At 64.8% G+C, this 23,926-nt stretch carries 18 protein-coding genes; 11 read left to right on the top strand and 7 right to left on the bottom strand.

What is annotated here, in order from left to right; all coding sequences use genetic code 11:
- The first annotated feature begins 5 nt into the window (after window positions 1–5).
- The 8 genes from putA (at window position 6) to WJU17_RS13895 (ending at window position 14,205) form a co-directional block, all read left to right on the top strand.
- Complete coding sequence (gene putA / locus WJU17_RS13930; RefSeq protein ID WP_346328005.1) at window positions 6–3,146, top strand: bifunctional proline dehydrogenase/L-glutamate gamma-semialdehyde dehydrogenase PutA; 3,141 nt, start codon at window positions 6–8, stop codon at window positions 3,144–3,146.
- Between the two features lie 105 nt (window positions 3,147–3,251).
- Window positions 3,252–4,562: a cytochrome P450 gene (locus tag WJU17_RS13925; protein ID WP_346328004.1), complete on the top strand. Its 1,311-nt coding sequence runs from the start codon at window positions 3,252–3,254 to the stop codon at window positions 4,560–4,562.
- Between the two features lie 12 nt (window positions 4,563–4,574).
- Window positions 4,575–5,285 (top strand): SDR family oxidoreductase, encoded by a 711-nt coding sequence (locus WJU17_RS13920; RefSeq protein ID WP_346328003.1) that lies wholly within the window; start codon window positions 4,575–4,577, stop codon window positions 5,283–5,285.
- A gap of 186 nt (window positions 5,286–5,471) precedes the next feature.
- A complete protein-coding gene (locus tag WJU17_RS13915) occupies window positions 5,472–7,325 on the top strand; it encodes a CHASE3 domain-containing protein (RefSeq protein WP_346328002.1) in 1,854 nt (617 codons plus the stop codon).
- Window positions 7,326–7,416: 91 nt separating this feature from the next.
- The gene (locus WJU17_RS13910) at window positions 7,417–7,944 is read left to right on the top strand and encodes a sigma-70 family RNA polymerase sigma factor (protein ID WP_346328001.1); all 528 of its coding nucleotides are present in this window, start codon (window positions 7,417–7,419) and stop codon (window positions 7,942–7,944) included.
- 186 nt (window positions 7,945–8,130) lie between these two features.
- On the top strand, window positions 8,131–11,877 hold the full coding sequence (locus WJU17_RS13905) for an ATP-binding protein (RefSeq protein WP_346328000.1): 3,747 nt from the start codon (window positions 8,131–8,133) through the stop codon (window positions 11,875–11,877).
- Window positions 11,878–12,104: 227 nt separating this feature from the next.
- Complete coding sequence (locus WJU17_RS13900; RefSeq protein ID WP_346327999.1) at window positions 12,105–12,479, top strand: response regulator; 375 nt, start codon at window positions 12,105–12,107, stop codon at window positions 12,477–12,479.
- 385 nt (window positions 12,480–12,864) lie between these two features.
- Window positions 12,865–14,205 (top strand): HWE histidine kinase domain-containing protein, encoded by a 1,341-nt coding sequence (locus WJU17_RS13895; protein ID WP_346327998.1) that lies wholly within the window; start codon window positions 12,865–12,867, stop codon window positions 14,203–14,205.
- Between the two features lie 19 nt (window positions 14,206–14,224).
- Here the strand turns inward: WJU17_RS13895 and WJU17_RS13890 are convergent, their stop codons facing one another.
- Entirely contained in the window at window positions 14,225–14,401 is a 177-nt protein-coding gene (locus WJU17_RS13890) for a NepR family anti-sigma factor (RefSeq protein WP_346327997.1), read from the bottom strand.
- Window positions 14,402–14,575: 174 nt separating this feature from the next.
- On the opposite strand from WJU17_RS13890, the gene WJU17_RS13885 reads away from it, so the two are divergent.
- Complete coding sequence (locus tag WJU17_RS13885) at window positions 14,576–15,373, top strand: response regulator (RefSeq protein ID WP_346327996.1); 798 nt, start codon at window positions 14,576–14,578, stop codon at window positions 15,371–15,373.
- Between the two features lie 52 nt (window positions 15,374–15,425).
- Here the strand turns inward: WJU17_RS13885 and gloB are convergent, their stop codons facing one another.
- On the bottom strand, window positions 15,426–16,190 hold the full coding sequence (gene gloB, locus WJU17_RS13880) for a hydroxyacylglutathione hydrolase (RefSeq protein ID WP_346327995.1): 765 nt from the start codon (window positions 16,188–16,190) through the stop codon (window positions 15,426–15,428).
- 49 nt (window positions 16,191–16,239) lie between these two features.
- Between gloB and WJU17_RS13875 the strand changes: the two genes are divergently transcribed.
- A complete protein-coding gene (locus tag WJU17_RS13875) occupies window positions 16,240–16,938 on the top strand; it encodes a class I SAM-dependent methyltransferase (protein ID WP_346327994.1) in 699 nt (232 codons plus the stop codon).
- A gap of 58 nt (window positions 16,939–16,996) precedes the next feature.
- Here the strand turns inward: WJU17_RS13875 and WJU17_RS13870 are convergent, their stop codons facing one another.
- Together WJU17_RS13870 and WJU17_RS13865 are read right to left on the bottom strand one after the other, a co-directional pair.
- Complete coding sequence (locus tag WJU17_RS13870; RefSeq protein WP_346327993.1) at window positions 16,997–17,263, bottom strand: hypothetical protein; 267 nt, start codon at window positions 17,261–17,263, stop codon at window positions 16,997–16,999.
- Window positions 17,264–17,329: 66 nt separating this feature from the next.
- Window positions 17,330–18,562, bottom strand: coding sequence for a DUF763 domain-containing protein (locus WJU17_RS13865; RefSeq protein WP_346327992.1), 1,233 nt, complete (start codon window positions 18,560–18,562; stop codon window positions 17,330–17,332).
- 159 nt (window positions 18,563–18,721) lie between these two features.
- On the opposite strand from WJU17_RS13865, the gene WJU17_RS13860 reads away from it, so the two are divergent.
- Complete coding sequence (locus tag WJU17_RS13860) at window positions 18,722–20,656, top strand: PAS domain S-box protein (RefSeq protein WP_346327991.1); 1,935 nt, start codon at window positions 18,722–18,724, stop codon at window positions 20,654–20,656.
- Here WJU17_RS13860 and WJU17_RS13855 read toward each other — a convergent pair.
- The 3 genes from WJU17_RS13855 to WJU17_RS13845 all read right to left on the bottom strand — a co-directional run bounded on the left by WJU17_RS13855 (window position 20,653) and on the right by WJU17_RS13845 (window position 23,908).
- Window positions 20,653–21,432, bottom strand: a complete 780-nt coding sequence (locus WJU17_RS13855) for a phytanoyl-CoA dioxygenase family protein (protein WP_346327990.1) — start codon at window positions 21,430–21,432, stop codon at window positions 20,653–20,655. The two genes, WJU17_RS13860 and WJU17_RS13855, sit on opposite strands and share 4 nt — an antisense overlap.
- 261 nt (window positions 21,433–21,693) lie before the next feature.
- Window positions 21,694–23,346 (bottom strand): hypothetical protein, encoded by a 1,653-nt coding sequence (locus tag WJU17_RS13850; RefSeq protein ID WP_346327989.1) that lies wholly within the window; start codon window positions 23,344–23,346, stop codon window positions 21,694–21,696.
- Window positions 23,303–23,908: a hypothetical protein gene (locus tag WJU17_RS13845; protein ID WP_346327988.1), complete on the bottom strand. Its 606-nt coding sequence runs from the start codon at window positions 23,906–23,908 to the stop codon at window positions 23,303–23,305. The genes WJU17_RS13850 and WJU17_RS13845 overlap by 44 nt, the downstream gene beginning before the upstream one ends.
- Window positions 23,909–23,926 lie beyond the last annotated feature (18 nt).

Below are 23,926 nucleotides of genomic sequence, written 5' to 3'. Positions count from 1 at the left end.
AGAGCATGCAGCATCCCGAGCACATGGCGAACACGGACGACCCCGGGCTGGAGGCCATCGCCGCGATCTATCTCGAGGATGAAAGCGCGTGCGTCGAGGCGCTGCTTCCCCGCGCCCGACTGAGCGGCGCGGAAGCCGCCCTGACGGACCGGACCGCGCGGCGCCTCGTCGAGGCCGCGCGCGGCGGCAGGCGGCGGCCCGGCGGTATCGACCGCTTCATGCAGGAATACGATCTGGCCACGGAAGAAGGCGTGGCGCTGCTCTGCGTGGCCGAGGCGCTGCTGCGCATCCCCGATGCCGCGACCGCCGATGCCCTGATCGAAAGCCGCATCGGCTCGGCCGCCTGGCGGACCCATCTCGGCTCGGACTCGCTGCTGGTCAACGCCTCCACCTTCGGCCTGATGCTCGGCGCCAGGGTGCTGCGGCTGGCGCGGGATGACGGCCGCGATCCGCTGAGCCTTCTCTCCCGCCTGGCCGGACGCAGCGGCGAGCCCGTGGTGCGCGCCGCCATCCGTCAGGCGATGCTGCTGCTGGCCCGCAAGTTCGTGATCGGTGAAACCATCGAGGACGCGCTGCGCGCGGCTTCGGACTGGGAGGAACGCGGCTACCGGTTCTCGTTCGACATGCTGGGCGAGGCGGCGCTGACCGCCGCGCAGGCCGAGGCCTTCATGACCCGGTATCTCGACGCCATCGCCGCTGTTGGCCGCGGCGCGCCCGGCTTCGATCCACTCACCAGCCCGGGCATTTCCGTCAAGCTGTCGGCCCTGTCGCCTCGATACGACCCCGCGCAGCGGGAGCGGGTCATGGCCGAGGTGCTGCCCCGCCTGATCGCGCTGGCGGGCGCGGCCCGCGAGGCGCGGATCATCCTGACGCTGGATGCCGAGGAATCGAACCGCCTCGACCTGTCGCTTCGGCTGCTCGCCGCCGCCAGCGCGCATCCGGGCGTGCGCGGCTGGGACGGCCTCGGCCTCGCCGTCCAGGCCTATGGCAAACGCGCCCCGGCGGTGCTGGATTGGCTGGCGGCGCGTGGCCGGGCGCAGGGCCGGCGCTGGCCCGTCCGGCTGGTCAAGGGCGCCTATTGGGACAGCGAGATCAAGCTCGCTCAGCAGGCCGGCCACGACGATTATCCCGTCTTCACCCGCAAGGGGGCCACCGACGTCTCCTATCTGGCCTGCGCCCGCCAGATGCTGGCCGCGCCCGAGTTTTTCGTGGCCCAGTTCGCGACGCACAACGCCCATACCGTCGCCGCGATCCACGCCATGGCCGGCGGCCGGCGCGATTTCGAGTTCCAGCGCCTGTTCGGCATGGGCGATGCGCTGCACGAGGAGGTGCTGGACACCCTGGGCATCGCCTCGCGAATCTACGCACCGGTCGGCAGTCACGAAACCCTGCTGCCCTATTTCGTACGGCGTCTGCTGGAGAACGGCGCGAACACCTCCTTCGTCAATCGGCTTGCCGATGACGGTGTCCCCATCGATGCCGTCGTCGCCGATCCGGTCGAGGCCATGGCCGCCCTTCGCAGCAAACCCCATCCGGCCATACCGCCGCCACCGCGTCTCTACGGGGCGGATCGCCGCAACGCGCGGGGCCTGCTCGTTTCCGAGCCGCCGTTCTCCGACGACATCCGCGAGGAAATGGCCGAGGCGCTGGCCGAGGCGCCCGAGGCAGGCCCCCTGGTCGGCGGCAAGGCCGGTCCACCGCGGCGTGACGTGATGGACCCGTCCGATCCGTCGCGGATCGTCGGCCGGACCGCCGATGCCAGCCTGGACGATGTGGACCGCGCGCTGGCGCTCGCCGTGGACGCCGCGCCGCGCTGGGACCTGATGGGCGGTGAGCGGCGGGCGGCCATTCTCGAGCGTGCCGCCGATCTGTTCGAGCGTGACCGGGCCCTGCTGATGGCGCTGTGCGTGCGCGAGGGCGGCAAGACGGTGCCCAATGCGCTCGCCGAGGTGCGCGAGGCCGTGGATTTCCTGCGCTACTACGCCGCCGAAGCCCGCCGGCTGTTCGGCGCGCCGCTGGACCTGCCCGGTCCGGTGGGCGAGCAGAACCGGCTGCGTCTGCACGGACGCGGCGTGTTCGCCTGCATCAGCCCCTGGAACTTCCCCCTCGCCATCTTCACCGGACAGGTCGCGGCGGCGCTCGCGGCTGGAAACGCCGTGCTCGCCAAACCTGCCGGCCAGACCCCGCTGGTCGCGTTCACCGCCGTCCGGCTGCTGCTGGACGCCGGGATTCCCGCGGATATCCTCCACTTCGTGCCGGGCAGCGGCAGCCTTGTCGGCGGCGCGCTGGCGGCGGATACGCGAGTCGCCGGGATCGCCTTCACCGGATCATCGGAGACCGCCGCCTCCATCCATCGGGCCGTTGCCGGGCGCGACGGGCCGATCATTCCGCTGATCGCCGAGACCGGCGGCGTCAACGCCATGATCATCGACTCGAGCGCATTCCTGGAACGCGCCGTTGTCGACCTGGTGCGTTCGGCCTTCGACAGCGCCGGACAGCGCTGTTCGGCGGCCCGCGTCGCCTATGTCCAGCGCGATATCTTCGCGCCTTTTCTCGACCTGCTGAAGGGCGCCATGGCCGAGTTGCGGCTGGGCGACCCGATGGATTTGGCGACCGATATCGGCCCCGTGATCGATGAGTCCGCGCGCCGGTCTCTTGCCGCCTACGTGGAGGAAATGCGCCAACGGGCACTGGAAGTTCACACTTTGGCCACGGTTCCACCACAGGGAAGCTTCCTCGCGCCGCATCTGATCGTGTTTTCCGAACGCGAAACGCTGCAGCGGGAGATATTCGGCCCGGTCCTGCACCTGATGCCGTACGAGGCCAGCGAACTGGACGCCCTGTGCGACGAGATCAACGCCACCGGCTTCGGCCTGACCCTGTCGCTGCACACCCGCCTGCCGCCGGTGATCGAGAGCGTCGAGCGGCGCATGAAGGTGGGCAACATCTACATCAACCGCGACCAGATCGGCGCCGTGGTCGGCAGCCAGCCGTTTGGCGGCGAGGGCCGCTCGGGCACCGGACCGAAAGCCGGCGGCCCCCATTATTTGACGCGCTTCGCCGTCGAGCGGGTGACGTCGAGCAATGTGGCGGCCATTGGCGGCGTTACCGACCTGCTGTCGCTCGATCCGTGGCAGGACACTTAGCGCGGAAGGCCGTCATCCCGGTTGCAAATTTCGCGCAATCCTGTTCACCTGCAGTCATGACTGTGCGGACTGAACCCCGCACGACCGCGACGAAAACGGGAGACCATGATGCCAAGGACAACGCCGCGCACCGCGGAAACCGAAATGAAGTGCCCCATGTCCCTGCGGGACGTGGACCTGTTCTCGCCCGGCGCGCAGGAGCACTGGTACGAGGCCTATCCGATCCTGCACAGGGAAGCGCCGGTTCACCGGATTCCCGGCGAAGGCACCACGCCAAACCATGACGGCTTCATCCTCAGCAAGTACGAGGACATCTCGCTGGTGGTGAAGGACCCGGTTCGGTTTCCGGCCTTCCTGTCCGACAAGCCCAAGCCCAATCCGGACGGCACCATCCCGCAGCTCAATGCCATGCAGGTCTCGATTCTCAGCCTGCGCCCGAACGTGGAGCTGTGGCGCTCGCACCGTCAGGAGCTGACCGATCCGTGGGTCGGCCCCGGCGCCACGCGGAACACCGCCATGATCACCCGTTTCGCGGATGAGTTGATCGACAACTGGATCGACAACGGCACGGTGGACTTCGTCAACGAGTTCGCCCGCCCCCTGCCGCAGATGGTGATGGCGAGCGTGCTCGGCTTCCCCCTGTCCGACCTGAAGAAGCTGGAGACCTGGGGCACCGCGCAGGTCGCTGCCTTCGTCTACGGGCGCGGCCACCGCAACCTCCTCACCCCCGAGGAGACCGCCGAACAGTTCAGGATTCTGGACGGCTTCAAGGAATATGTCGCCGACTGGGTCGTCGAGAAGCGCAAGAACCCGCAGGACGACATGATCTCGTTCCTGACCCAGGTCCACTACAAGGCCCTCGACCGCAAGCTGACGGACATCGAGATCAACGGCATCGTCTATGCCATGCTGATCGGCGGCCTGGAGACCACCCAGTACGCCATCGCCGAACAGGCGCAGCTGCTGTGCGAGGATCCCGATCTGTTCAAGACCATCAAGAACGATCGCTCCAAGCTGCGGCCCTTTACCGAGGAAGGCATGCGGCTGCGCGCGCCGACGCAGGGCCTGTCGACCCGCTACACCATCCAGGACGAGGAATTCCAGGGCGTGAAAGTGCCCAAGGGCTCCATTCTCCACATGCGCTGGGCGGCCGGCAATCTGGACCCGGACGAGTTCGAATGCCCGCACGACGTCATGCTGGACCGCAAGGGCGTGGGCCGTCACCTGACCTTCTCGCAGGGTCCGCGCATCTGCCCCGGCGCCGGCATCTCGCGGCTGGAACAGCAGATCGCCTGGGATCGGCTGCTCGACCGGATCGACAGCCTGGAATATGGCGAAGGCAACACGTTCGAGCATCAGCCCGGCATCATGATGGGTCTGCTCAAGCTGAACCTCAACTTCACCAAGTCGGCATAGGACGGATCGCCGATGGCCACGCTGACGCTGGAGAACGCGAAAGTCCTCGTGATCGGAGGCAGCTCCGGCTTCGGCGAGGCCGTGGGCCGGCATGCCGCGGCGGCGGACGCGCGGGTGACTCTCGCATCCCGCTCGGCCGACAAGCTACGCGCCGCCGCCGGGCGCATCGGCGGCCAGTGCGCCACGGCGGTGCTCGACGTGCGTGACGGCGGCGCCATCGACAACTTCTTCGCCGGACAGGAGCCGTTCGATCACATCGTGCTCACCGCCGGCCAGCTCCCCCCGCCCGGCCCGCTCAGCCTCGAGCACATGAAGGAACAGGCCGACGCCCGGTTCTGGAGCGCCGTGCACATCGCGCGCGGCGCCCGCTTCAATCCGGGCGGATCGCTGACCCTCGTCACCGGCTCGGCGACGCTGCGCCCGCCCAAGGGGATCGCCGTCCTCTCGGCCATTGGCGCGGCCGTCAACGCCCTGTCGCGCGGACTGGCTCTCGAGATGGCGCCGGTCCGCGTCAACACCGTGATCCCCGGGCCGGCCGACACGCCGCTGTGGGACGGCATGCCGCCCGAACAGCGGACCGCGCGGCTCGAGCAGATCGGCAAGGGACTGCCGCTCGGCCGGGTCGGCACGGCGGACGACGTGGCGCGGCAAATCATCGCCTGCATGCTCAACCCCTTCATGACGGGCAGCCTCGTCGTGCTCGATGGCGGCGCGTCGATCTGATACCGCGTGTGCTTGAGCCTGTAGGCCCATTGGCGGAATTGGTCTAAGCTCACGCAGGCGTGATCACTGGCGGGGCAAAGGTCCGCGCTTCGACGGGAAAGGGGCTCAAGCGTTGCCGATCTGCTGCACAGGCCCGGGGCGGCATTTTCCGGGTCCGCGCCGGCATCCGGCGGGCCGCCTCGCGCCATGAGAAGCATCCTGCCGCTGATCGCGGGCTTCATGTTGCTCGTCGCCATCGTCGTGACCACCGGAGCGCTGGTCGCCACACAGGAGCGCATGACCGAGCGGGTGCGCGTCTCGCTCGAACTGGAGAACGGCTTGTGGCGACTGCTGTCCTCGCTGCAGGATGCCGAGACCGGCCAGCGCGGCTATCTGTTGACCGACGACGAATCCTATCTTGTCCCCTACAAACGGGCCGCGCCCCTGATCGACGACCATTTCCGGGCGCTGTACGCGCTGGCGGAGGACCGGCCGGGCTATCGCGGCTCTCTCGATCAACTGGCCGATGTCACCGACCGGCGGATGGCCGCCATGAACACCGTGATCGCCCTGCACCGGTCCGGCAACATCGCCGAGTCCACCTCGCTGATCCGCGCCGGCGAGGGCAAACGGCTGATGGACGAGGTTCGGGTCATCATCGCCCGGCTCAAGGACGCCGAAGCGGCGGCGCTGGACGCGCTCAAGGAACGTCACCGCCAGGCGGTTTTGCGGATGCAACTGGCGGTCCTGACCGCCGTCGTCGCCGTCTGCCTCCTGGCGGCCTATTCCATCTATGACGCCTATCGGCGCAATCGCGGCCTGGTGCAGGCGCGCAACGCGCTCGCCACGGCCAACAGCCGCCTCACCGACGAGATCAGGACGCGTGCCAGCGTGGAAGAGCAACTTCGCCATTCGCAGAAACTGGAGGCCATGGGCCAGCTCACAGGCGGCCTCGCCCATGATTTCAACAACATGCTCGCGGTCGTGATCGGCAACCTCAACCTGCTCAGACGGCGTCTGGCGCGCGGCGAAACCGACGTGGAACGCTACGCGGTGCAAGCGCTGGAAGGCGCGGAGCGGGCGACGACGCTCACCCATCGGCTGCTGGCCTTCGCCCGGAAACAGGCGCTGTCGCCCGAGCCGCTGGAGATCAACCGCCTCGTGTCCAGTCTTTCGGAAATGCTGTCGCGCACCCTGGGCGAGGCGATCCGGATCGAAACGGTGCTGGCCGGCGGACTGTGGACCCTGCATGCCGATCCCGGCCAGCTGGAGAGCGCGATCCTCAATCTGGCGGTGAACGCCCGCGACGCCATGCCGCAGGGCGGCAAGCTGACCATCGAGACCGCCAATGCCCATCTGGACGACCTGTACGCGGCGGGCCATGTGGGCGTGCCCGCCGGCCAGTACGTGATGCTGGCCATCACCGATACCGGCACGGGCATGCCCGAAGAGGTCATCGCGCGCGCCTTCGATCCGTTCTTCACCACCAAGGAAGCCGGCAAGGGAACCGGCCTCGGCCTCTCCCAGGTCCACGGCTTCGTCTATCAGTCCGGCGGCCACGTGAAGATTTATTCAGAGGCGGGCGCGGGGACAACCGTGAAGATCTACCTGCCCCGTCACTATGGCGTCCGCGACGCGGGACGCGGCGACAAGGTTCTGCCACACGAGGTGCCGCAAGGCCATCCGGACCAGATTATTCTGGTCGTCGAGGATGACGAGCGGGTCCGCCGCATGAGCGTGGATGCCCTGCGCGACCTTGGCTACACCGTCATCCACGCCGATAGCGCGGCGCGCGGCCTGACGCTGCTGGACGGCAATCCGGGCATCGTCCTGCTGTTCACCGATATCGTCATGCCCGAGATCAACGGCCGCCAACTCGCCGACATGGCGCGCCAGCGACGGCCGGGACTGAAGGTTCTGTTCACCACCGGCTACACGAGAAACGCGGTCGTTCACAACGGCATCGTCGATCCGGGGGTGCATCTCATCGGGAAGCCGTTTACGCTCGAACAACTGGCGATCAAGATCCACGAGGTCATTCGATCAGTGGAAACCGCATGATCCGGGCGGATGGTCCGCGAACCTTTCCTGCTCTCGTCCGTTCTTCATGATCTGCACCGGCGGAGAACTGCGCATTTTGAATGCCAAGGATTTGACACAACAAGAACCCGAAACCTTCGAAACCCTGACCGACGAGCAGTTCGCGCTCGAGTTGCAGGAGGTGGTGCCGTCGCTGCGCGCTTTCGGCCGCAGCCTGAGCGGCTCGCGCGACCGGGCGGACGATCTGGTCCAGGACACGCTGATGAAAGCCTGGTCGGCACGGACCCGGTTCCGCGCGGGAACAAGCTTCCGGGCCTGGACCTTCGTCATTCTCCGCAACGCTTTCCTGTCCGATCGCCGGCGTCTTGCGTCCCAGATGGAATCAGGCAAGGAACTGACCGACGACATGATAACCGCGCCGGCGTCGCAGGATCAGGGGCTGATGATCAACGATTTGCAGAAAGCGCTGATGAAGCTGCCGGAGCCGTGGCGCGAGGCGCTGGTTCTGGTGGGCGCCAGCGGGCTATCCTATCAGGAAGCGGCCGAGATCTGCGGCTGTCCCATCGGCACCATCCGAAGCCGCGTGGCGCGCGCCCGCGCCGAAGTGGAGCGGCTGATGAACGGCATCCCGGATAAATAGGCCGGGAACTTCCATCACAGGGACGCGGTTGAGCAGCCAAGAGACCCAGAATAAGTCGACATGCCGCCGGCATGAATGAGGGTGGGACCAACACATGACACGACACGTTTCCCAGCTGGCGCCGATGGGACGTTAGCCGTGCCCGCGATCAATGCAGGCTCGGAACTATTCGCGCGCGGGGGCGATATGGCCGCGCGCATGCGTGCCTATGATTGGGCCACGTCTTGTCTCGGAACACCGGATCAGTGGCCGCAGAGCCTGAAGACCGTTGTCAGCATGATGCTGACCTCCCGCTATGCCATGTGGATGGGCTGGGGCGAGGATCTGATTTTTCTGCATAATGACGCCTACGCGCCCACGCTGGGCGTCAAGGAAGGCACTGCGTTGGGCAAGCCCGCGGCGCAGGTCTGGGCGGAAATCTGGGCCGATATCGGCCCACGGGTGGATTCCGTTCTGAAGCAGGGCGTCGCCACCTATGACGAACACCTGCTTCTGTTTCTCGAACGCAGCGGGTTCGCCGAAGAAACGTACCACACGTTCTCTTACAGCCCCCTGACGGATGACACCGGCGTCATCGCGGGCATGCTGTGCGTGGTCACGGAAGATACGGTTCGAGTCATCGGCGAGCGCCGCCTTGCGCTGTTGCGCGATCTCGCGGCCGCCATCGGCGTGTCGCCTCTGGAGATCGACCGGCTGGACGCGCTGGATGTGCTGCGGGCACAACGGGATCTTCCCTTCGTCCATATCTACCTGTTCGACGGCGAAACCGAGACGTCGGCCAGACTTGCGTTCTCGACGGGCGGCGAGCCCATTGCCGCGCCCTACATATCCTGGCCGCTCCGGGCGATCATCGAGGGTAGTCCCTCCGTACTGATCGACAGTCTGGAGACCCGTTTCTCCGGGCCCGTCCCCTCTGGACCGTGGGACCGCCCGCCGTCACAGGCGGTGGCGGTCCCGATACCCCGTTCAGGCCACGCGATGCCCGCCGGGGTCATGGTCTTCGGGGTCAATCCGTATCACGAGGTTGACGGCGACTATCTCGCCTTCGTCGATCTGCTGGTGGGCCAGATCGCGACCAGTCTCGCCAATGCGCGCGCCATGGACGAGGCCCGACGCCGGGCCGAGGCACTGGCCGCGCTTGACCGCGCCAAGACCGCCTTCTTTTCCAATGTCAGCCACGAGTTCCGCACGCCCCTGACGTTGTTGCTCGGTCCGCTGGAGGAATTGCTTCACGGAACGCCGCTGGACGACGGCGCGCGAGGCCGGGTCGACATGGCCCACCGGAACGCATTGCGGCTGTTGACCCTTGTGAACACGCTACTGGATTTCTCGCGCATGGAGGCGGGCCGTGCCAACGCCCAGTTCCAGCCGACGGATCTGGCGGCGTTCACCCACGATCTCGCCAGCAACTTCCGTTCGGCCTGCGAGAAGGCCGGACTCTCGCTGCGGATCGATTGCGCGCCCCTTCCAGGTCCGGTCCATGTTGATCGCGGCATGTGGGAGCGCATCGTGCTCAACCTGCTGTCGAATGCCTTCAAGTTCACCTTCGAGGGCGGGATCCATGTTTCGCTGAGCGCCCATGACGGGGTAATCGATTTCAGCGTCACCGATACCGGAACCGGCATTCCCGACGCCGAGCTGCCACGGCTGTTCGAGCGTTTTCACCGCGTCGACGGCGCACGGGGACGCAGCCACGAAGGCAGCGGCATCGGCCTCGCGACCGTGCATGAACTGGTCAAGCTGCATGGCGGCGCCATCGAGGTCTCCAGCCGCGAGGGCGAGGGCACGTGCTTTCGCATCATGATCCCGTCGGGCACCAGCCACCTGCCCCAGGCGCAGGTCAGGGAAACGGCCGACGAGGCGCTTCCCGGCGCGCTGACCGGCATCTATGCCGACGAGGCGCTGCGCTGGGTCGATCCAGGCGATGATGAGGACGCCGAAACGGTGCCCGCCTCGCCGGGGACCCAGAATGAAGACCGCAGCCTCATCCTGCTCGCGGACGACAATGCCGACATGCGCCGTTACGTGGCGCGCCTTCTTTCGCCGGCGCATCAGCTGATCGTCGCCGCCGACGGGCAGGAGGCACTGGACGCGGCGCGCACGGCGCGACCGGATCTGATCCTGACCGACATCATGATGCCGCGGATGGACGGCTATGAGCTGCTCCGGCGTATCCGCGAAGACGCCGATCTGCGCGATACGCCCGTGGTGCTGCTGTCGGCGCGCGCCGGCGAGGAAGCGGGCGTGGAGGGGCTGCAGGCCGGCGCCGACGATTATCTGGTGAAGCCGTTTTCGGCGCGCGAGGTCATCGCCCGGGTCAATTCGCTGCTCAAGCTGTCGCGCCTGCGGCGGCGGCACGCGGAAACCTTGCGCGAGCTGAACGCGGGCCTGCGCGAGCGGGCCGAGGAAGCCACCGCCGACAGGGACCGGATCTGGCGCAATACCAGCGATCTCATGCTGGTGCTGGACGAACAACGCGATATCCTGAGCGTGAACCCGGCGTGGGAAACGGCGCTCGGGTGGCGCGAACATGAGCTGATCGGCCGTCCAGCGCAGGATTTCATCCACCCCGAAGACCGCGAGATGACCGCCGAACAGGCGCGGCGGCAGCGGGTGGAACAGGAGACCCATCGCTTCGAGAACCGCTACCGCCATCGTGATGGCGGCTTCCGCTGGATCGCCTGGGACGCGGTTTCGGAAGGCGGGAAGGTTCACGCCATCGGCCGCGACGTCACGGCCGAGAAAGAGGCCGCCCAAGCGCTGCGCCAGGCCGAGGAACAGCTGCGGCAGGCCCAGAAGATGGAGGCCGTGGGCAAGCTGACCGGCGGTGTCGCCCATGATTTCAACAACCTGCTTCAGGTGATCGCCGGCAATCTGCAGCTTCTGTCCAAGGATGTCGTCGGCAACGAGCGGGCCGAGCGGCGGCTGCGCAACGCCCTTGGCGGCGTGTTCCGAGGCTCGAAACTGGCGTCGCAGCTACTGGCCTTTGGCCGCCGCCAGCCGCTCGATCCGCGCGTGGTCAATCTTGGGAGGTTCGTGCGCAGCCTCGATGACCTGCTGCGCCGCGCCATCGGCGAGGAGATCGAGCTGGAGACCGTCATCGGCGGCGGACTGTGGAACACGTTCGTCGATCCCGCCCAGGTGGAGAACGCCCTGCTCAACCTGGCCATCAACGCCCGTGACGCCATGGGCGGCCGCGGCCGGCTGACTATCGAGGCCGGCAACGCCTATCTGGATGACGCCTACGCCGCCCGCCACTCGGACATCCCGCCGGGCCAGTACGTCATGCTCGCCGTCACCGACACCGGCTCCGGCATCCCGCCCGAAATCCTAGATCAGGTGTTCGAGCCCTTCTTCACCACGAAGCCCGAAGGCCAGGGGACGGGTCTGGGCCTCAGCATGGTCTATGGTTTCGTCAAGCAGTCGGGCGGTCATGCCAAGATCTACAGCGAAGTCGGCCAAGGCACGACGGTGCGCATCTACCTGCCGCGTTCGACCCAGCAGGAGGATATGCCGGCGCCGGTCGACACGGGGCCGGTTCGCGGCGGCAGCGAGACCGTCCTCGTCGTCGAGGACGACGAAGGCGTGCGCAACACGGTGGTCGAGATCCTGTCCGACCTGGGCTACAGGATTTTGACGGCGAGAGACGCGCAGAGCGCACTCGCCATCGTCGAAAGCGGGGTACCCATCGACCTGTTGTTTACCGACGTGGTAATGCCCGGCCCGCTTCGCAGTCCCGAACTCGCCCGCAAGGCGAAAGAGCGTCTGCCCGAACTGATCGTGCTGTTCACGTCCGGCTATACGGAAAACGCCATCGTTCATGGCGGCCAGCTCGATACCGGCACGAACCTGCTGAGCAAGCCCTATACGCGCGAGACGCTGGCCCGCAAGCTGCGGCAGGTGCTCGCGGGCCGGGACGCGGCGGCGGACTGAGCAGGAACGTCTGAAAAAACTTCCGTTCCGCGACATTTTACGTGGAACAGATCACAGGCTCGTGAGTTTAGTGGCTTGGCCGGGGGAACCCGCGCCGATAAGATGATGCCGGGCCTGGATAGATTTCGTATAAGCCACCGATCAACGGTGCGAGCGAGGCATATCCCCCGAACGTACGGGTTCGAGGGCAGACATCATCCGAGCAACGGAACAGTTGGGGGATAGACATGCCGGCTTCCAGCATTCTCCTGGTCGAAGACGACCCTGCGATTGCCATGCTTCTCGAAGAAATGCTTCTGGATCTGGGGGCGGACAGCGTCACCGTGGAGGGCAGATTGCCCGGCGCCATGGAAGCGGCGCGACATGGCGCGTTCGACTGCGTCATTCTGGACCTCAAGCTTCATGGACAAGAGACCTTTGAGGTGGCCCGGACGTTAGGCGCGCGCGGCATTCCATTCGCATTCTTTACCGGATACGGCAAGGATGGGCTGAAGGAGTTCGCCGAACATCCACGCCTTCCCAAGCCGTTCGGTGAAAGCGACCTGGAAGCATTGATGGAGCGCCTGCTCGGCCAACCGCTTGCCCGCCAAGGCGGTCGCTGACACGCGAAACCCATTTTGGGGAGCTTCGTGTTGAACCATTGAGCGCTTCTTTCGTTCCATGGGGTTCGCAGAACGGGATGGGGGCGTTCCACATGACCAATAGTTTCTTTTCGTTCAATGTCTTGCCGTGTCATCGGCACGTGCCTGAAGCATCGTGCCCCGGTGAAACAGCCATCGCTGGCCACGGCGCTCAGGAACTTCCTTTCCAGATTCCCGTTGAGCACTTTGCGCGCATCGCGGCGGTGCAGTCCCCGCGCGCGTTTTGGCGAAGGAACCAGCAGTGTTCCGGCCAGATGGAGTCATGGGAATTTTCTCGGACAAGAGAACCGATTTTGCCATGCTGGGACACGGGGAGACGCTCGGCGTTTCCGGCAAAGGACATGCGATGAGTGCCGTTGGATCAGGCGAACTGAGCGACCGATCGGGCGCCGGGCACTGGCTCGGCCTGCTGCCCATGGCCGCGTGCGTCTGCGACAGGCATGGTTCCGTGCTGCATTACAATGCCAAGGCCGCCGCCCTCTGGGGCCGCGCGCCGCGCGCGGGAGAGACCTGGGAGACCATGTGGCAGGATGAGCCCGCCGCCGCGGTCATCGGAGAAGCGCTGCGCGCCGGCCGTCCCGTCACGTCAGCCAGTATCGTGGTCGCCGGAGAGGCCGGCGTGCACATGCGTCTTCTGGTGAATGCCGAACCATCGCCGGGCACGGACACGGTCATCACCTTCCAGCGCTGCCCGGACACCTGGAACGACGTCGGCGGCAGGCTGCGCGATACGCTGGATGCACTGCCGACCGCCGTCTACACGGCGGATGCCGACGGGCACATCAATTTCTACAACAAGGCCGCCGCCGACCTTTGGGGCGTCGCGCCCGCCATCGGCACCAGCGTGCGCGCGGCGCCCTGGTCGCTGCTCTATCCCGATGGCAGCCCCATGCCGCTGACCGAGTGCGCCATGACCCGCACCATCGCCGAACGTCAGCCGATCCGGAATACCGAGGTCCTGATGGAGCGCCCGGACGGCACGCGTATTCCGATCTTGCCCTACCCCACGCCGCTCTACGACGCGGCGGGCGAATTCGTCGGCGCGGTGAACATGTTGTTGGACATCACGCACCGCAAGGAAGCGGAGGAGCGGCACACCCTGTTCGCCCGCGAGCTCAATCACCGCGTAAAGAACGCGCTGGCGACGGTCTATGCCATCGCCATGCAGACGATGCGCTACACGGATTCCATCGAGTCGTTCCGGGAATCCTTCGGCGCGCGGCTGCTCGCGCTGAGCCGGGCGCATGATCTCCTCGTGCGTAGCCAGTGGCAGGAGACGCCGCTGAAGACGGTGCTGTCCGACGCGCTGAACGCCTATGGCGCCGGGCGCCTGGATATCCAGGGAGAAGAGGTCGAACTGGGTCCGCGCGCCACCCTGACCATGGCCATGACCCTGCATGAACTGGTCAGCAACGCCGCCCGCCATGGCGCGCTTTCCGACGGCAAGGGCCGGGTGATCGTGCGCTGGCACGCGATGACCGACGACGATGGCGAACTGCAGGTCACGATGGAATGGTGCGAGTCCGGCGGCCCGGCCGTCGAGGCGCCGGCCAAGACCGGTTTCGGCACGCGCCTCGTCAGCCACAACATCATGGCCCTGGGCGGTCGCGCGTCTTTCGACTATCCGCCCGAGGGCGTCTGCTGCACGATGAAATTTCCGGTGATCGACGAACGGAGCGGCGGATGAACGCGCCCTGGACGAGCCGTCAGCGCTTGGTGTCGCCGTCGTCCTTGAGCCGGGCGAGCAGGTCGAGCATTTCCTTTGGAATCGGCTCCTGCACGACCTCGTCGTACATCTGCCGCAGATTGTCGCCCAAACGCTTGCGCCCTTCGGTTCTGCCGGCGCCCCGCTTGTTGCCGGGAGAGTCCTTGCCCTGTGTCACTCTTGCCTGTCCTGTCGGTCGTTATGGCCTGGCCGGTTGTGCATCCATTGACTATCGGTCTTATAGTAAGAACTGGTCAATGGCTGAACGCGTATCGTGCCAGGACGGTAGGATTTTCGTGCAGGGCGTTGCCTGCCGCCGATCTTAAACACCCAATCTCGTGGAGAGTTCCCCATGTCGCTCGCTTCCGATCTCGCGCCCCATCTTTCCTATCTGCGGCGCTATGCCCGCGCGCTGACGGGAAGCCAGGCCCACGGCGACGCCTATGTGCGCGCGTGTCTTGAAACCATCGTCGCCGCGCCCGAGGAATTCCCGCGCGAGGTCGGCGCCAAGGTCGGCCTTTACAAGGTCTTTCATGCCATCTGGATGACGTCGCATGTGGACGCGCCTATCGACGTGGAAAGCCTGCCCAAGCCGGAACAGCGCTTCCAGAGCCAGATCGGGGGGCTGACGCCGCTGAGCCGGCAGGTACTGTTGTTGACCGCTATGGAAGGCTTCGGCGAGAACGAGGCCGCCGAGATCGTCGACCTGACGCCGGGCGAAATCGGCGAGCTGATCGAGGCGGCGCTGGCCGACGTGCAGTCGCAGAGCCGCACCAAGGTGCTGATCATCGAGGACGAGCCCGCCATTTCCATGGATCTGGCCGCGCTGGTCGGCGATCTGGGCCATGAGGTCGCGGCCATCGCCATGACCCGCCAGCAGGCGGTGAAGGCGGCGCGCGAGTACAAGCCGGGCCTGGTGCTGGCGGATATCCAGCTGGCGGACGGCAGCTCAGGCCTCGACGCGGTGAAGGACATCCTGAGCCAGGTCGACGTGCCGGTGATCTTCATCACCGCCTTCCCGGAACGCCTGCTGACCGGCGAGCGTCCCGAACCGACCTTCCTGATCACCAAGCCGTTCGATCACCGCACGGTGCAGGCGACCATCAGCCAGGCGCTGTTCTTCAACACCGCCGACGCGCTGGTCGCGTAAGCCGCGCGGCACCGGATACGAAAAGGGCGCCGCGCGGCGCCCTTTTTTTGGCTCAGAAATTATCCTTGCGTCGGCGCGTCTCGGCGAAGACATCGACCAGCGGCGCGCCCACCATGCCCAGAGTGCGCTGCAGATCGGCGCTGTCGGGACGCAGGAACGGGTTGGTCGCGATCTCCTCGGCCAGGGTCGAGGGCACCGTGCGCTCGCCCCGCGCGCGCATGTCGTCGATCATGGACTTGCGGGCGACCAAGGCGCCGTTGTCGGGCTCGACCGTGACGGCGAAGGCGGCGTTGGACTTGGTGTATTCGTGCGCGCAGTAGACCTTGGTCGATGGCGGCAGCGCGCGCAGCTTGGACAACGAGTCCCACATCTGCGCGGGCGTGCCCTCGAACAGGCGGCCGCAGCCCAGCGCGAACATGGTGTCGCCGCAGAACAGCGCGTCGGAGTCATCGAACCAGTAGGCGTTGTGACCGCGCGTGTGGCCGGGGACGTCGAAGACCCGCGCGATGCTTTCGCCGAGCGCGTAGATGTCGCCCTCGCCCACTTCCACGTCGATGCCGGGAATGCGATCCCGGTCGGCGCGCGGGCCGACGATGACGCAGCCGGTCTGCTTCTTCAGTTCCATGTTGCCGCCCGTGTGGTCGGCGTGGTGATGGGTGTTGAGGATGTGGGTCAGCGTCCAGCCCTTCTCGGCCAGCGCCTCGAGCACTTCCTCATGGGTCGCCGGATCGACGACCGCGGTCTGTCCCGTCGCCACATCGTGCGCCAGGTACACATAGTTGTCCGAAAGGACGGGTATCTGATGTATTTCAAGCATGGCGTTAACATAGTCCCGGCAAGGGGCTTTGAGAAGGTGCGGCAGGCCGGTGTCTCTGGATATCACCGAACTTCAGGCGTTCTACGCCAGTCCGCTGGGGCGCCTGGCCCAGATGCTGCTGCGCGCCCGCATGGTCGAGACATGGCCGGACATGCATGGGCAGGTCGTCGGCTTCGGCTACGCCGGTCCGCTGCTGCGCGGACTGGACCATGTCCGGCCGCCGGTGCTGCTGATGCCCGCGCAACAGGGCGTCGCGCATTGGCCGCGCGGACTGCCCAACCGCGCCGCGCTGGTGGAGGACGAGCATCTGCCGCTGGCGGATGCGTCGGTGGACCATCTGGTCGTCGTTCACGGGCTCGAGCATACGGAGAACACCCGCAAGCTGCTGCGCGAGTTCTGGCGGATCCTGGCGCCGGAGGGGCGCATCCTGGTGATCTTGCCGCACCGGGGCAGTCCGTGGTCGTTCATGGAACGCACGCCGTTCGGGCACGGCCGGCCCTATTCGGTGGGGCAGGCGAGGCGGCTGCTGGCGGGCGCCATGCTGGAGCCGCTGAGCTGGGGCGGGGCGCTGTTCAGCCTGCCCGCGCAGAACCGGGCGGCCATCAGCCTGGTGCGATGGATGGAGCGACCCGGCGCAAGGCTGTGGCCGAGGCTGGCGGGCGTGCTGCTGGTCGAGGCGCGCAAGTCGGTGACGGCGCGCATCGACGGCGGGCAGAAACGGACCGCCCTAGCCTACGCCCGCGCCTGACGCCGGACGAACAAAAGCCGTGGAAGGTCGCCCCTCCACGGCCCTGGAGATCGCGCGATTAGTCGGTGACGCCGACCACCGGCACGTCGATTTCCTTGGTCTCGGTCTCGACGGTCGGGACCTCGACTTCCTTCTTCTCGGTGCCGATCACCACTTCCTTGGAGTCGAGATCGACTTCCGGCATCTCGCCCGGCGTCGCGCTCACATCCACGTCGGGCAGGCGCCCTTCGTCGGTCACGTCGGCCGACCAGAAGCCGGTGGCGAACAGAACACCCACGACCACGACCGCCGCGGCGGCCACACCAATCACTACGCCTCGAGACATTGTTTTCCTCCTGCAACGTCATTACAGGCGGGTAACGCCGTGGCGGAGCGAAAAGTTACACCCGCGTCAGGACGATGCGGGCGGCGGCTCCCAGCCGAACACGCTGCGTCCGCCATGGCCATGCGACAACAGACGCTCCTCTGCGATCACTTCTTCCAGCGTCTGGCCGCCGACGACGGCGTCGATGCGGCGCGCCTGATCGTCGAGACGCTTCAGCGCCGCCAGCTCGTCGTCGCGGCCGAGCCTGGCATTGGCGACCGCGGTCTTGAGCACCTGGATCGTCTGGTCGTAGACCTTGAGCGGCACGGGATAGGGATGCCGGTCCTTGCCGCCATGGGCGAGGGAGAACCGCGCCGGATCGCTGAAGCGGAACGGCGCGCCGTGCACCACCTCGGCCACCATGGCCAGCGCTCTTACCGTTCGCGCGCCAACACCCGGCACCAGCAGCAGACCGGCGAAATCCTCCGGGCCGCGTTCCGCCGCCGCCGCCAGGGTGGCGTGCAGACGCGGCGCGATCACGTCTTCGGCGCGGACATCGTGGTGGCCCGGCATGTCCAGGTGCGGCAACGCCAGCTGGGCCGGCGCGGCCCTCGGCTCCAGCAGCGCCAGCTCGCGGGCGATACCGTCCGGCCCCAGATCGTGCAGCAGGTCGAGCTGGCCGCGCCGCGAACCATCGGCGCGCCGGTCCGTCAGGTTGACGATCTCGCCCCGCGCCGCGCCGTCGATGGCGGCGTGCGGTTCCTCGACGAAGTTTTCAATGCCTTCCGACAGCCAGTGATAGCGCCGCGCCTGCCGGCGTTCGCCGTCCATGCCTTGCTGGACGACGCACCACTTGCCCTCATCGGTGACGAAGAAACCGTGCAGGTAAAGGTCGAACCCGTCCTGCACGGCGGCGCTGTCCACCTTGGCGACCAGGCGGCTGGCCGTGGCGAGCGCCGCGCCGTCGAAGCCAACTCTCTGCCCGATGGCCGCCAGCTCGTGCGGCGTCTGCCGCGAATGCCGGCCCCGCCCGCCGCAGACATGGATGCCCAGCTCGTGCGACAGCGGCGTGAGGCCGCGCTTGAGCGCGCCGATGACGCTGGTGGTGATGCCGGAGGAATGCCAGTCCATGCCCATCACCGCGCCGAAGGACTGGAACCAGAAAGGGTGCGACAGGCGGCGCAGCAACTCGTCGCGCCCGTAATGGTGCACGATCGCCTCGCTGACCACCGCGCCCAGCCGGGTCATGCGGTCGGCCAGCCATTTCGGCACGTGGCCGCCATGCAGCGGCAGATCGGCGCTTCCGGCGCGGCGGGCCATGCGCATCCTTGTTCGTGAGGGACCGTCCCTGATGTAGCACGCGGCGGCGCGGTGGAAAGCCCGCGCGCGCACGGCTTGTTGACGGAACTTGCAGACGTGTAATGTGTTCACATGCCGACAAGACGGGGCTGGAACCCGCGAGCGATGAAAGACGTCCCCATGACCGCAGCCGAACGGCTGGCCGCCGCATCCGCCGACGAGGGGCGCCATAGACTCCTGCTCGACGCGATCACCGACTATGCCATCTACATGCTGGACGCGGACGGCCATGTGAGCAGCTGGAACGCCGGCGCGCAGCGCTTCAAGGGCTATACCGAGGCCGAGATCATCGGCCACCATTTCTCGCGCTTCTATACCGATGCGGACCGCCGCGCCGGGAAGCCGCAATGGGCGCTGGCGACCGCCGCGCGCGAGGGGCGTTTCGAGGGGCATGGCTGGCGCGTGCGCCAGGACGGCAGCCGCTTCTGGGCCCATGTGGTGATCGATCCGATCCGGGCCGCCAATGGCGACGTGATCGGCTACGCCAAGATCACCCGCGACCTGACCGAACGCAAGCTGGCCGAGGAAAGCCTGCGCCAGAGCCAGGAACAGTTCCGCCTGCTGGTACAGGGCGTGACCGATTACGCCATCTACATGCTCGATCCGGGCGGCATGGTCAGCAACTGGAACCAGGGCGCCGAGCGCATCAAGGGCTATGCCGCCAGCGAAATCGTCGGACGGCATTTTTCCGCGTTCTACACGCCCGAGGACCGCGCCGACGGCGCGCCGGAGCGGGCGCTGGAGACCGCCACGCGCGAGGGCCGCTTCGAGAAGGAAGCGATCCGCATGCGCAAGGATGGCAGCCGCTTCTGGGCCCATGTGGTGATCGACGCCATCCGGTCGGAGGACGGCACGCTGCTCGGCTTCGCCAAGATCACCCGCGACATCACCGAACGGCGGGCGGCCGAACAGTCGCTCAGAATGGCGCGCGAGCAGCTGTTCCAGGCGCAGAAGCTGGAGGCCATCGGCCAGCTGACCGGCGGCATCGCCCATGATTTCAACAATCTGCTGATGGTGGTCCTGGGCAGCCTGCAACTGGTCCGCAAGCGCCTGCCGCCCGCCTCCGACCTGGCGCCGCTGGTCGACAACGCCATTCAGGGCGCCCAGCGCGGCGCCTCGCTGACCCAGCGCATGCTGGCGTTCGCCCGGCGGCAGGATCTGGACACCCGCCCCGTCGACCTGGCCGAGCTGGTCGCCGGGATGAACGAGTTGCTGCACCGCTCGCTCGGCCCGGCGCTGCTCATCGAAACCTGCTTTGCTCCCGATCTGCCGCCGGCGCTGACCGATCCCAACCAGCTCGAGGCGGCATTGCTGAACCTGACGGTGAACGCGCGCGACGCCATGCACGACAGCGGCACCATCACCATCGCCGCCCGCGCCGAAACGGTGTCGGACGACACCGCGGGACTGGCCCCCGGTGACTATGTCTGCGTCTCGGTCGCCGACAGCGGCGAGGGCATGGACACGGACACCCTGGCGCGCGCCGTCGACCCGTTCTTCACCACGAAGGGTGTCGGCAAGGGCACAGGCCTTGGGCTGTCCATGGTACAGGGTCTCGCCGAACAGTCGGGCGGCAAGCTGCTGCTGGCCAGCAAGCCCGGCGAGGGAACCGTCGCCGAACTGTGGCTGCCCGCCGGCGCGGCCGGGGCGGAGTTCCGGCACCCGCCCGTCGCGGAGCCCCCATCCGCCAATGTCTCCGCCGGGCCCCGGACCATTCTCGCCGTGGACGACGATCCCTTGGTGCTGGCCAACACGGCCGCCATGCTGGCCGATCTGGGCCACCGGGTGCTGGAAGCCGGATCGGGCGAGGAGGCGCTGGCCCTGCTGCGCAGCGGCCTCGCCATCGACCTGGTGCTGACCGATCACGCCATGCCGCGCATGACCGGCGCCCAGCTGGCCGACGAAATCCGCGCCGAATGGCCTGCCTTGCCCGTGGCGCTGGCCACCGGATATGCCGAGCTGCCCCAGGACACCCCGCCGGACCTGCCGCGCCTGCCCAAGCCCTTCGGCCAGGACGACGCCGCGCGCCTGATCGCCGAGCTGACCGGCGGCTAGGCCGCGCCCGACAGGGCCAGCCTGATGGCCTGTTCGACGGGAGAATGATCGCCGTTCGCCCGGTCGAGCGAAAGCGGCGTTGCCGGCAACAGCGGCGGCTGTGCCATGAAGCGCGGCTGCGTTCCCCGATGGCTCTGGGCGGAATGGACAAGAAAAGGATGGCACAGATAGACCGTGCCGGCCGCCCCGGTCGCCAGCGCCTCGGGATAGTCTTCGGTACCACCAAAGCCGCCTGCCGCCATCTCGCGCAGGGTCAGACCGGCCTCGCCCGCCGGTGCCAGCATGCGGGCCATTGGCAGGTGCGAGCCGACCCTGATCCGCGTTGGTGCATCGTCCGGTCCCACATCGGAGAACAGGAACAGCATCAGCAGCGCCCGTCCCCGGGAGAAGACGTTGGCGCGCCATTCCATGAAGTCCGGGTTCTCGGTGCCGAAGCTGACATCGATGTGCCAGCCGGTATCGCCGGGGTCCTCGTCCGACGGAAAGCGAACGGGAAAGGTGCCGATGGCGCCCGGCTGCAGCCAGCGTCCGGGACCGGCCAGCGCGTCGAACGTCTCCCGCAACAGCGGTGAGGCCGCCGCTTCGCGGAACGGGGCGTCATGATACATGCCGAGGCGGATGACGGGCCTGATCCACGTGTCTGGATCATCGGGAGCGCAACCCGTGTCGCGCCACAGGATCGCGCGCGCCTCGTCGGCTATCTCGCTAGGGAATCCATGATCGATGCGGAGAAAGCCGTCGCGGTAGAAACCTTCGGTCTGGTCCCGCGTGAGCAAGTCAGCCGCGCCTGCAGTGATGCACCACCCCCTCGCCCATCACCGCGCCGCCAGCCGGAGCGGCCCCCTTCCATTGTGCAAAGGCAGATCGGCGCTACCGGTGGGACGGGACATGGTGATGACGCAACTCCACCTTCCACAGGGGTCGATAAGGATACTCAATCTATTGTCGGTTTCGACAAGATACTACTGGTAGATGGAATATCTGACTCTCAGAGTTAGCCATCTAATAACAATTGATCCATATTGACCTAGGCAGAATCACGAGCTTGGACGGTGAAAATCATTGTACCAAGTCGAATTTAATTCGCTGTCTAACCACATTATTAATGTAGTTGAGCCCCTGTACGGCACGAGCGCAATGTAAGCCGCCACTAGCCAAGATAGTTTCCCAAGCCTATCTAACTGAGGCTCAATGCCAGAATCAATGGCACTGTTGACCAATGCATCCCAGCCTCCTTCGTGGAACATGTAAGTCTCAATTTTTCCTTCGTTGTGGTAGCTCGGGTCAAAAAAATTGTTGGAAGTAAATTCCGGCTCCTCATGAGATATGCGAGAAAAGCGCGACCATAGTCTTTTGCATGTCTGTTTCCAGTTGCGCTTGGCCAAAATAAACATCACTGCTCTTCCGAACCACATCCTGTTACTAAAGTCGTCATCCCATATTTTATTTTCTCCAAAATATCTAATATCGTGATGGTATGCCCAGCAATCTACAAAATCATAGTAAGGTGAGGGCAGCGCAGGAAAATATGTTTTCTTATGAACGTTCAAACAAAATATAGTGTTAACTATTTGAATAAATATTGACTCGGGCTCCAAATCAGCCTTTAATCTACAAGACGCCCAATAACGTATTATTATGCTTGGAATACACGCTGCACCCCAAATTTGAGGGTCCTTTAAAGATTCTATCAATAGAGATTTAATATATTCTGAGTCTTTTCGCATAATAGTTGATGAAGAAAGCACAAGAACTGCCGCGCATAATCCAATTATATTTCTTCTCTCCCACATAATTTCATAGTCACTAAAAATATTCTTCTGAACCCAAGAAAGACCAGGATCATAATTTTTATCGCGAGCTTCTTCTATAAGGTCTTTTATGTGAACAAGACAAGATGTGGCGTATTGCTCCACCCTCCGTATGTCTTTTTCACTGCGACAAGAACCTAAAATATACATGCTCGAAATCACTGATATGACGAATAGAGAAAAATGATTGTTGCGTTGAAGCCATGGATTTTTTATTATCTCCACAAGCAAAATAGTCTTGTTTAGAAAAGAGTCTATAGATGTTTGACTTTCTTTTATTTCTTGAGGCCTCGATGAAATCAAACTAAGCGCGCCTGAAATATCTCTGGGGCTGGGCGTGCCCTCTCCATTGGACGTAAACAGAGCCAATATCCTGCGCATCCCCTCTGGTGTTGTTGGCCAGATGCTTTTAGACGCACTTATAAATCTAGCCAACAGGTCACCCCTACTCCATATTTCGAATCGTACCGAGGGACACCTTTCCTGTTCCGTTCTGCTGGCGAGGTTACCTAAAATTAGTCGAGCTTCCTCGTCAATCTCACCATTGGTCACTAGAACGGATATATACCGCTCATCCGACGATACTAGAAAATCCTGCGCAGGAGCGATCTCTATAAGCTCTATGAGCTGCGGAATAATTGATGTCGCAGCACTTTTTCGCAATCTCCCGCCGGGGTCCCCTTTTAATTGAATACAATAAAGGTCGCCTTTGGGATCTCTTGCTATTATATCCTTTCCAAATTCAATTGGTGAGTGCCTTGTATTATGAAGCACCCGCCAACCTTCCGCTATTAATAACTGCACAAAGGCTGGTTGATATCTACGTTCAGTTTGGCTATCCAGCCAAGACTCTATTAGCTTCTCGATTACGGAACTCATCTCTCTTTCTCGATACTATCTTCTGCAGGGACATCTGAAAATTTTTAGACCCCAGCCCATCAGGGCCGGCGGATTCGGCTAGCCGCTTTGCTATTTCGGGGGACACCACCATAGTGGGAGGGTTCCAAGTGCCGTCAGGGTGAAAAGTGTGCTCCAACTTTTCAAGTATCTGGAGGAGGAGGTCTTCGTCCAACGGCTTTCCGCCTCCATCTACGACGTTGCCCGTTTCTGCTGTTGCGCGACCAACAGTGTCGAATAGCTGCTTGGTGAGCGCTTCTGCCTTTTGTCGAGCAATCTCGTCAATGATCCGCGGCAGTTCTTCATTTCTAAATCTATGAAGTGGCATGCGTGAGGAGGTTACTTCTGACGACACTGTCTCAAGCGGCGAATGGCCTATGCTTTGATCAGCGCGAAATATTATTGATCCGTCACCTTCAAATTGTACATGACGGCGAATCTCCCCTAGTATCGGGGATATCTGTATCATCTTTCGGTCAATCGCTCGTTGGGCTTCCCCGGCGCAGTGATCTTCAATTTCTGGAAAAGAAGGCAACATCATCATCTCCGAAGGTGATCACGT

The organism is Iodidimonas sp. SYSU 1G8 (assembly GCF_039655775.1).
GTDB lineage: Bacteria > Pseudomonadota > Alphaproteobacteria > SMXS01 > SMXS01 > RI-34.
The sequence above is the reverse complement of the archived record's forward strand: the minus strand, read 5'-3'. Positions and strand labels throughout refer to the sequence as shown.

Coding starts and splice junctions, on each gene's coding strand:
- WJU17_RS13870 (WP_346327993.1), bottom strand. CDS start 17,263: ATGTCTCGAGGCGTAGTGATTGGTGTGGCCGCCGCGGCGGTCGTGGTC.
- WJU17_RS13900 (WP_346327999.1), top strand. CDS start 12,105: ATGCCGGCTTCCAGCATTCTCCTGGTCGAAGACGACCCTGCGATTGCC.
- WJU17_RS13885 (WP_346327996.1), top strand. CDS start 14,576: ATGTCGCTCGCTTCCGATCTCGCGCCCCATCTTTCCTATCTGCGGCGC.
- WJU17_RS13920 (WP_346328003.1), top strand. CDS start 4,575: ATGGCCACGCTGACGCTGGAGAACGCGAAAGTCCTCGTGATCGGAGGC.
- WJU17_RS13895 (WP_346327998.1), top strand. CDS start 12,865: ATGAGTGCCGTTGGATCAGGCGAACTGAGCGACCGATCGGGCGCCGGG.
- WJU17_RS13860 (WP_346327991.1), top strand. CDS start 18,722: ATGACCGCAGCCGAACGGCTGGCCGCCGCATCCGCCGACGAGGGGCGC.
- WJU17_RS13925 (WP_346328004.1), top strand. CDS start 3,252: ATGATGCCAAGGACAACGCCGCGCACCGCGGAAACCGAAATGAAGTGC.
- WJU17_RS13915 (WP_346328002.1), top strand. CDS start 5,472: ATGAGAAGCATCCTGCCGCTGATCGCGGGCTTCATGTTGCTCGTCGCC.
- gloB (WP_346327995.1), bottom strand. CDS start 16,190: ATGCTTGAAATACATCAGATACCCGTCCTTTCGGACAACTATGTGTAC.
- putA (WP_346328005.1), top strand. CDS start 6: ATGCAGCATCCCGAGCACATGGCGAACACGGACGACCCCGGGCTGGAG.
- WJU17_RS13865 (WP_346327992.1), bottom strand. CDS start 18,562: ATGGCCCGCCGCGCCGGAAGCGCCGATCTGCCGCTGCATGGCGGCCAC.
- WJU17_RS13850 (WP_346327989.1), bottom strand. CDS start 23,346: ATGAGTTCCGTAATCGAGAAGCTAATAGAGTCTTGGCTGGATAGCCAA.
- WJU17_RS13845 (WP_346327988.1), bottom strand. CDS start 23,908: ATGATGATGTTGCCTTCTTTTCCAGAAATTGAAGATCACTGCGCCGGG.
- WJU17_RS13905 (WP_346328000.1), top strand. CDS start 8,131: ATGGCCGCGCGCATGCGTGCCTATGATTGGGCCACGTCTTGTCTCGGA.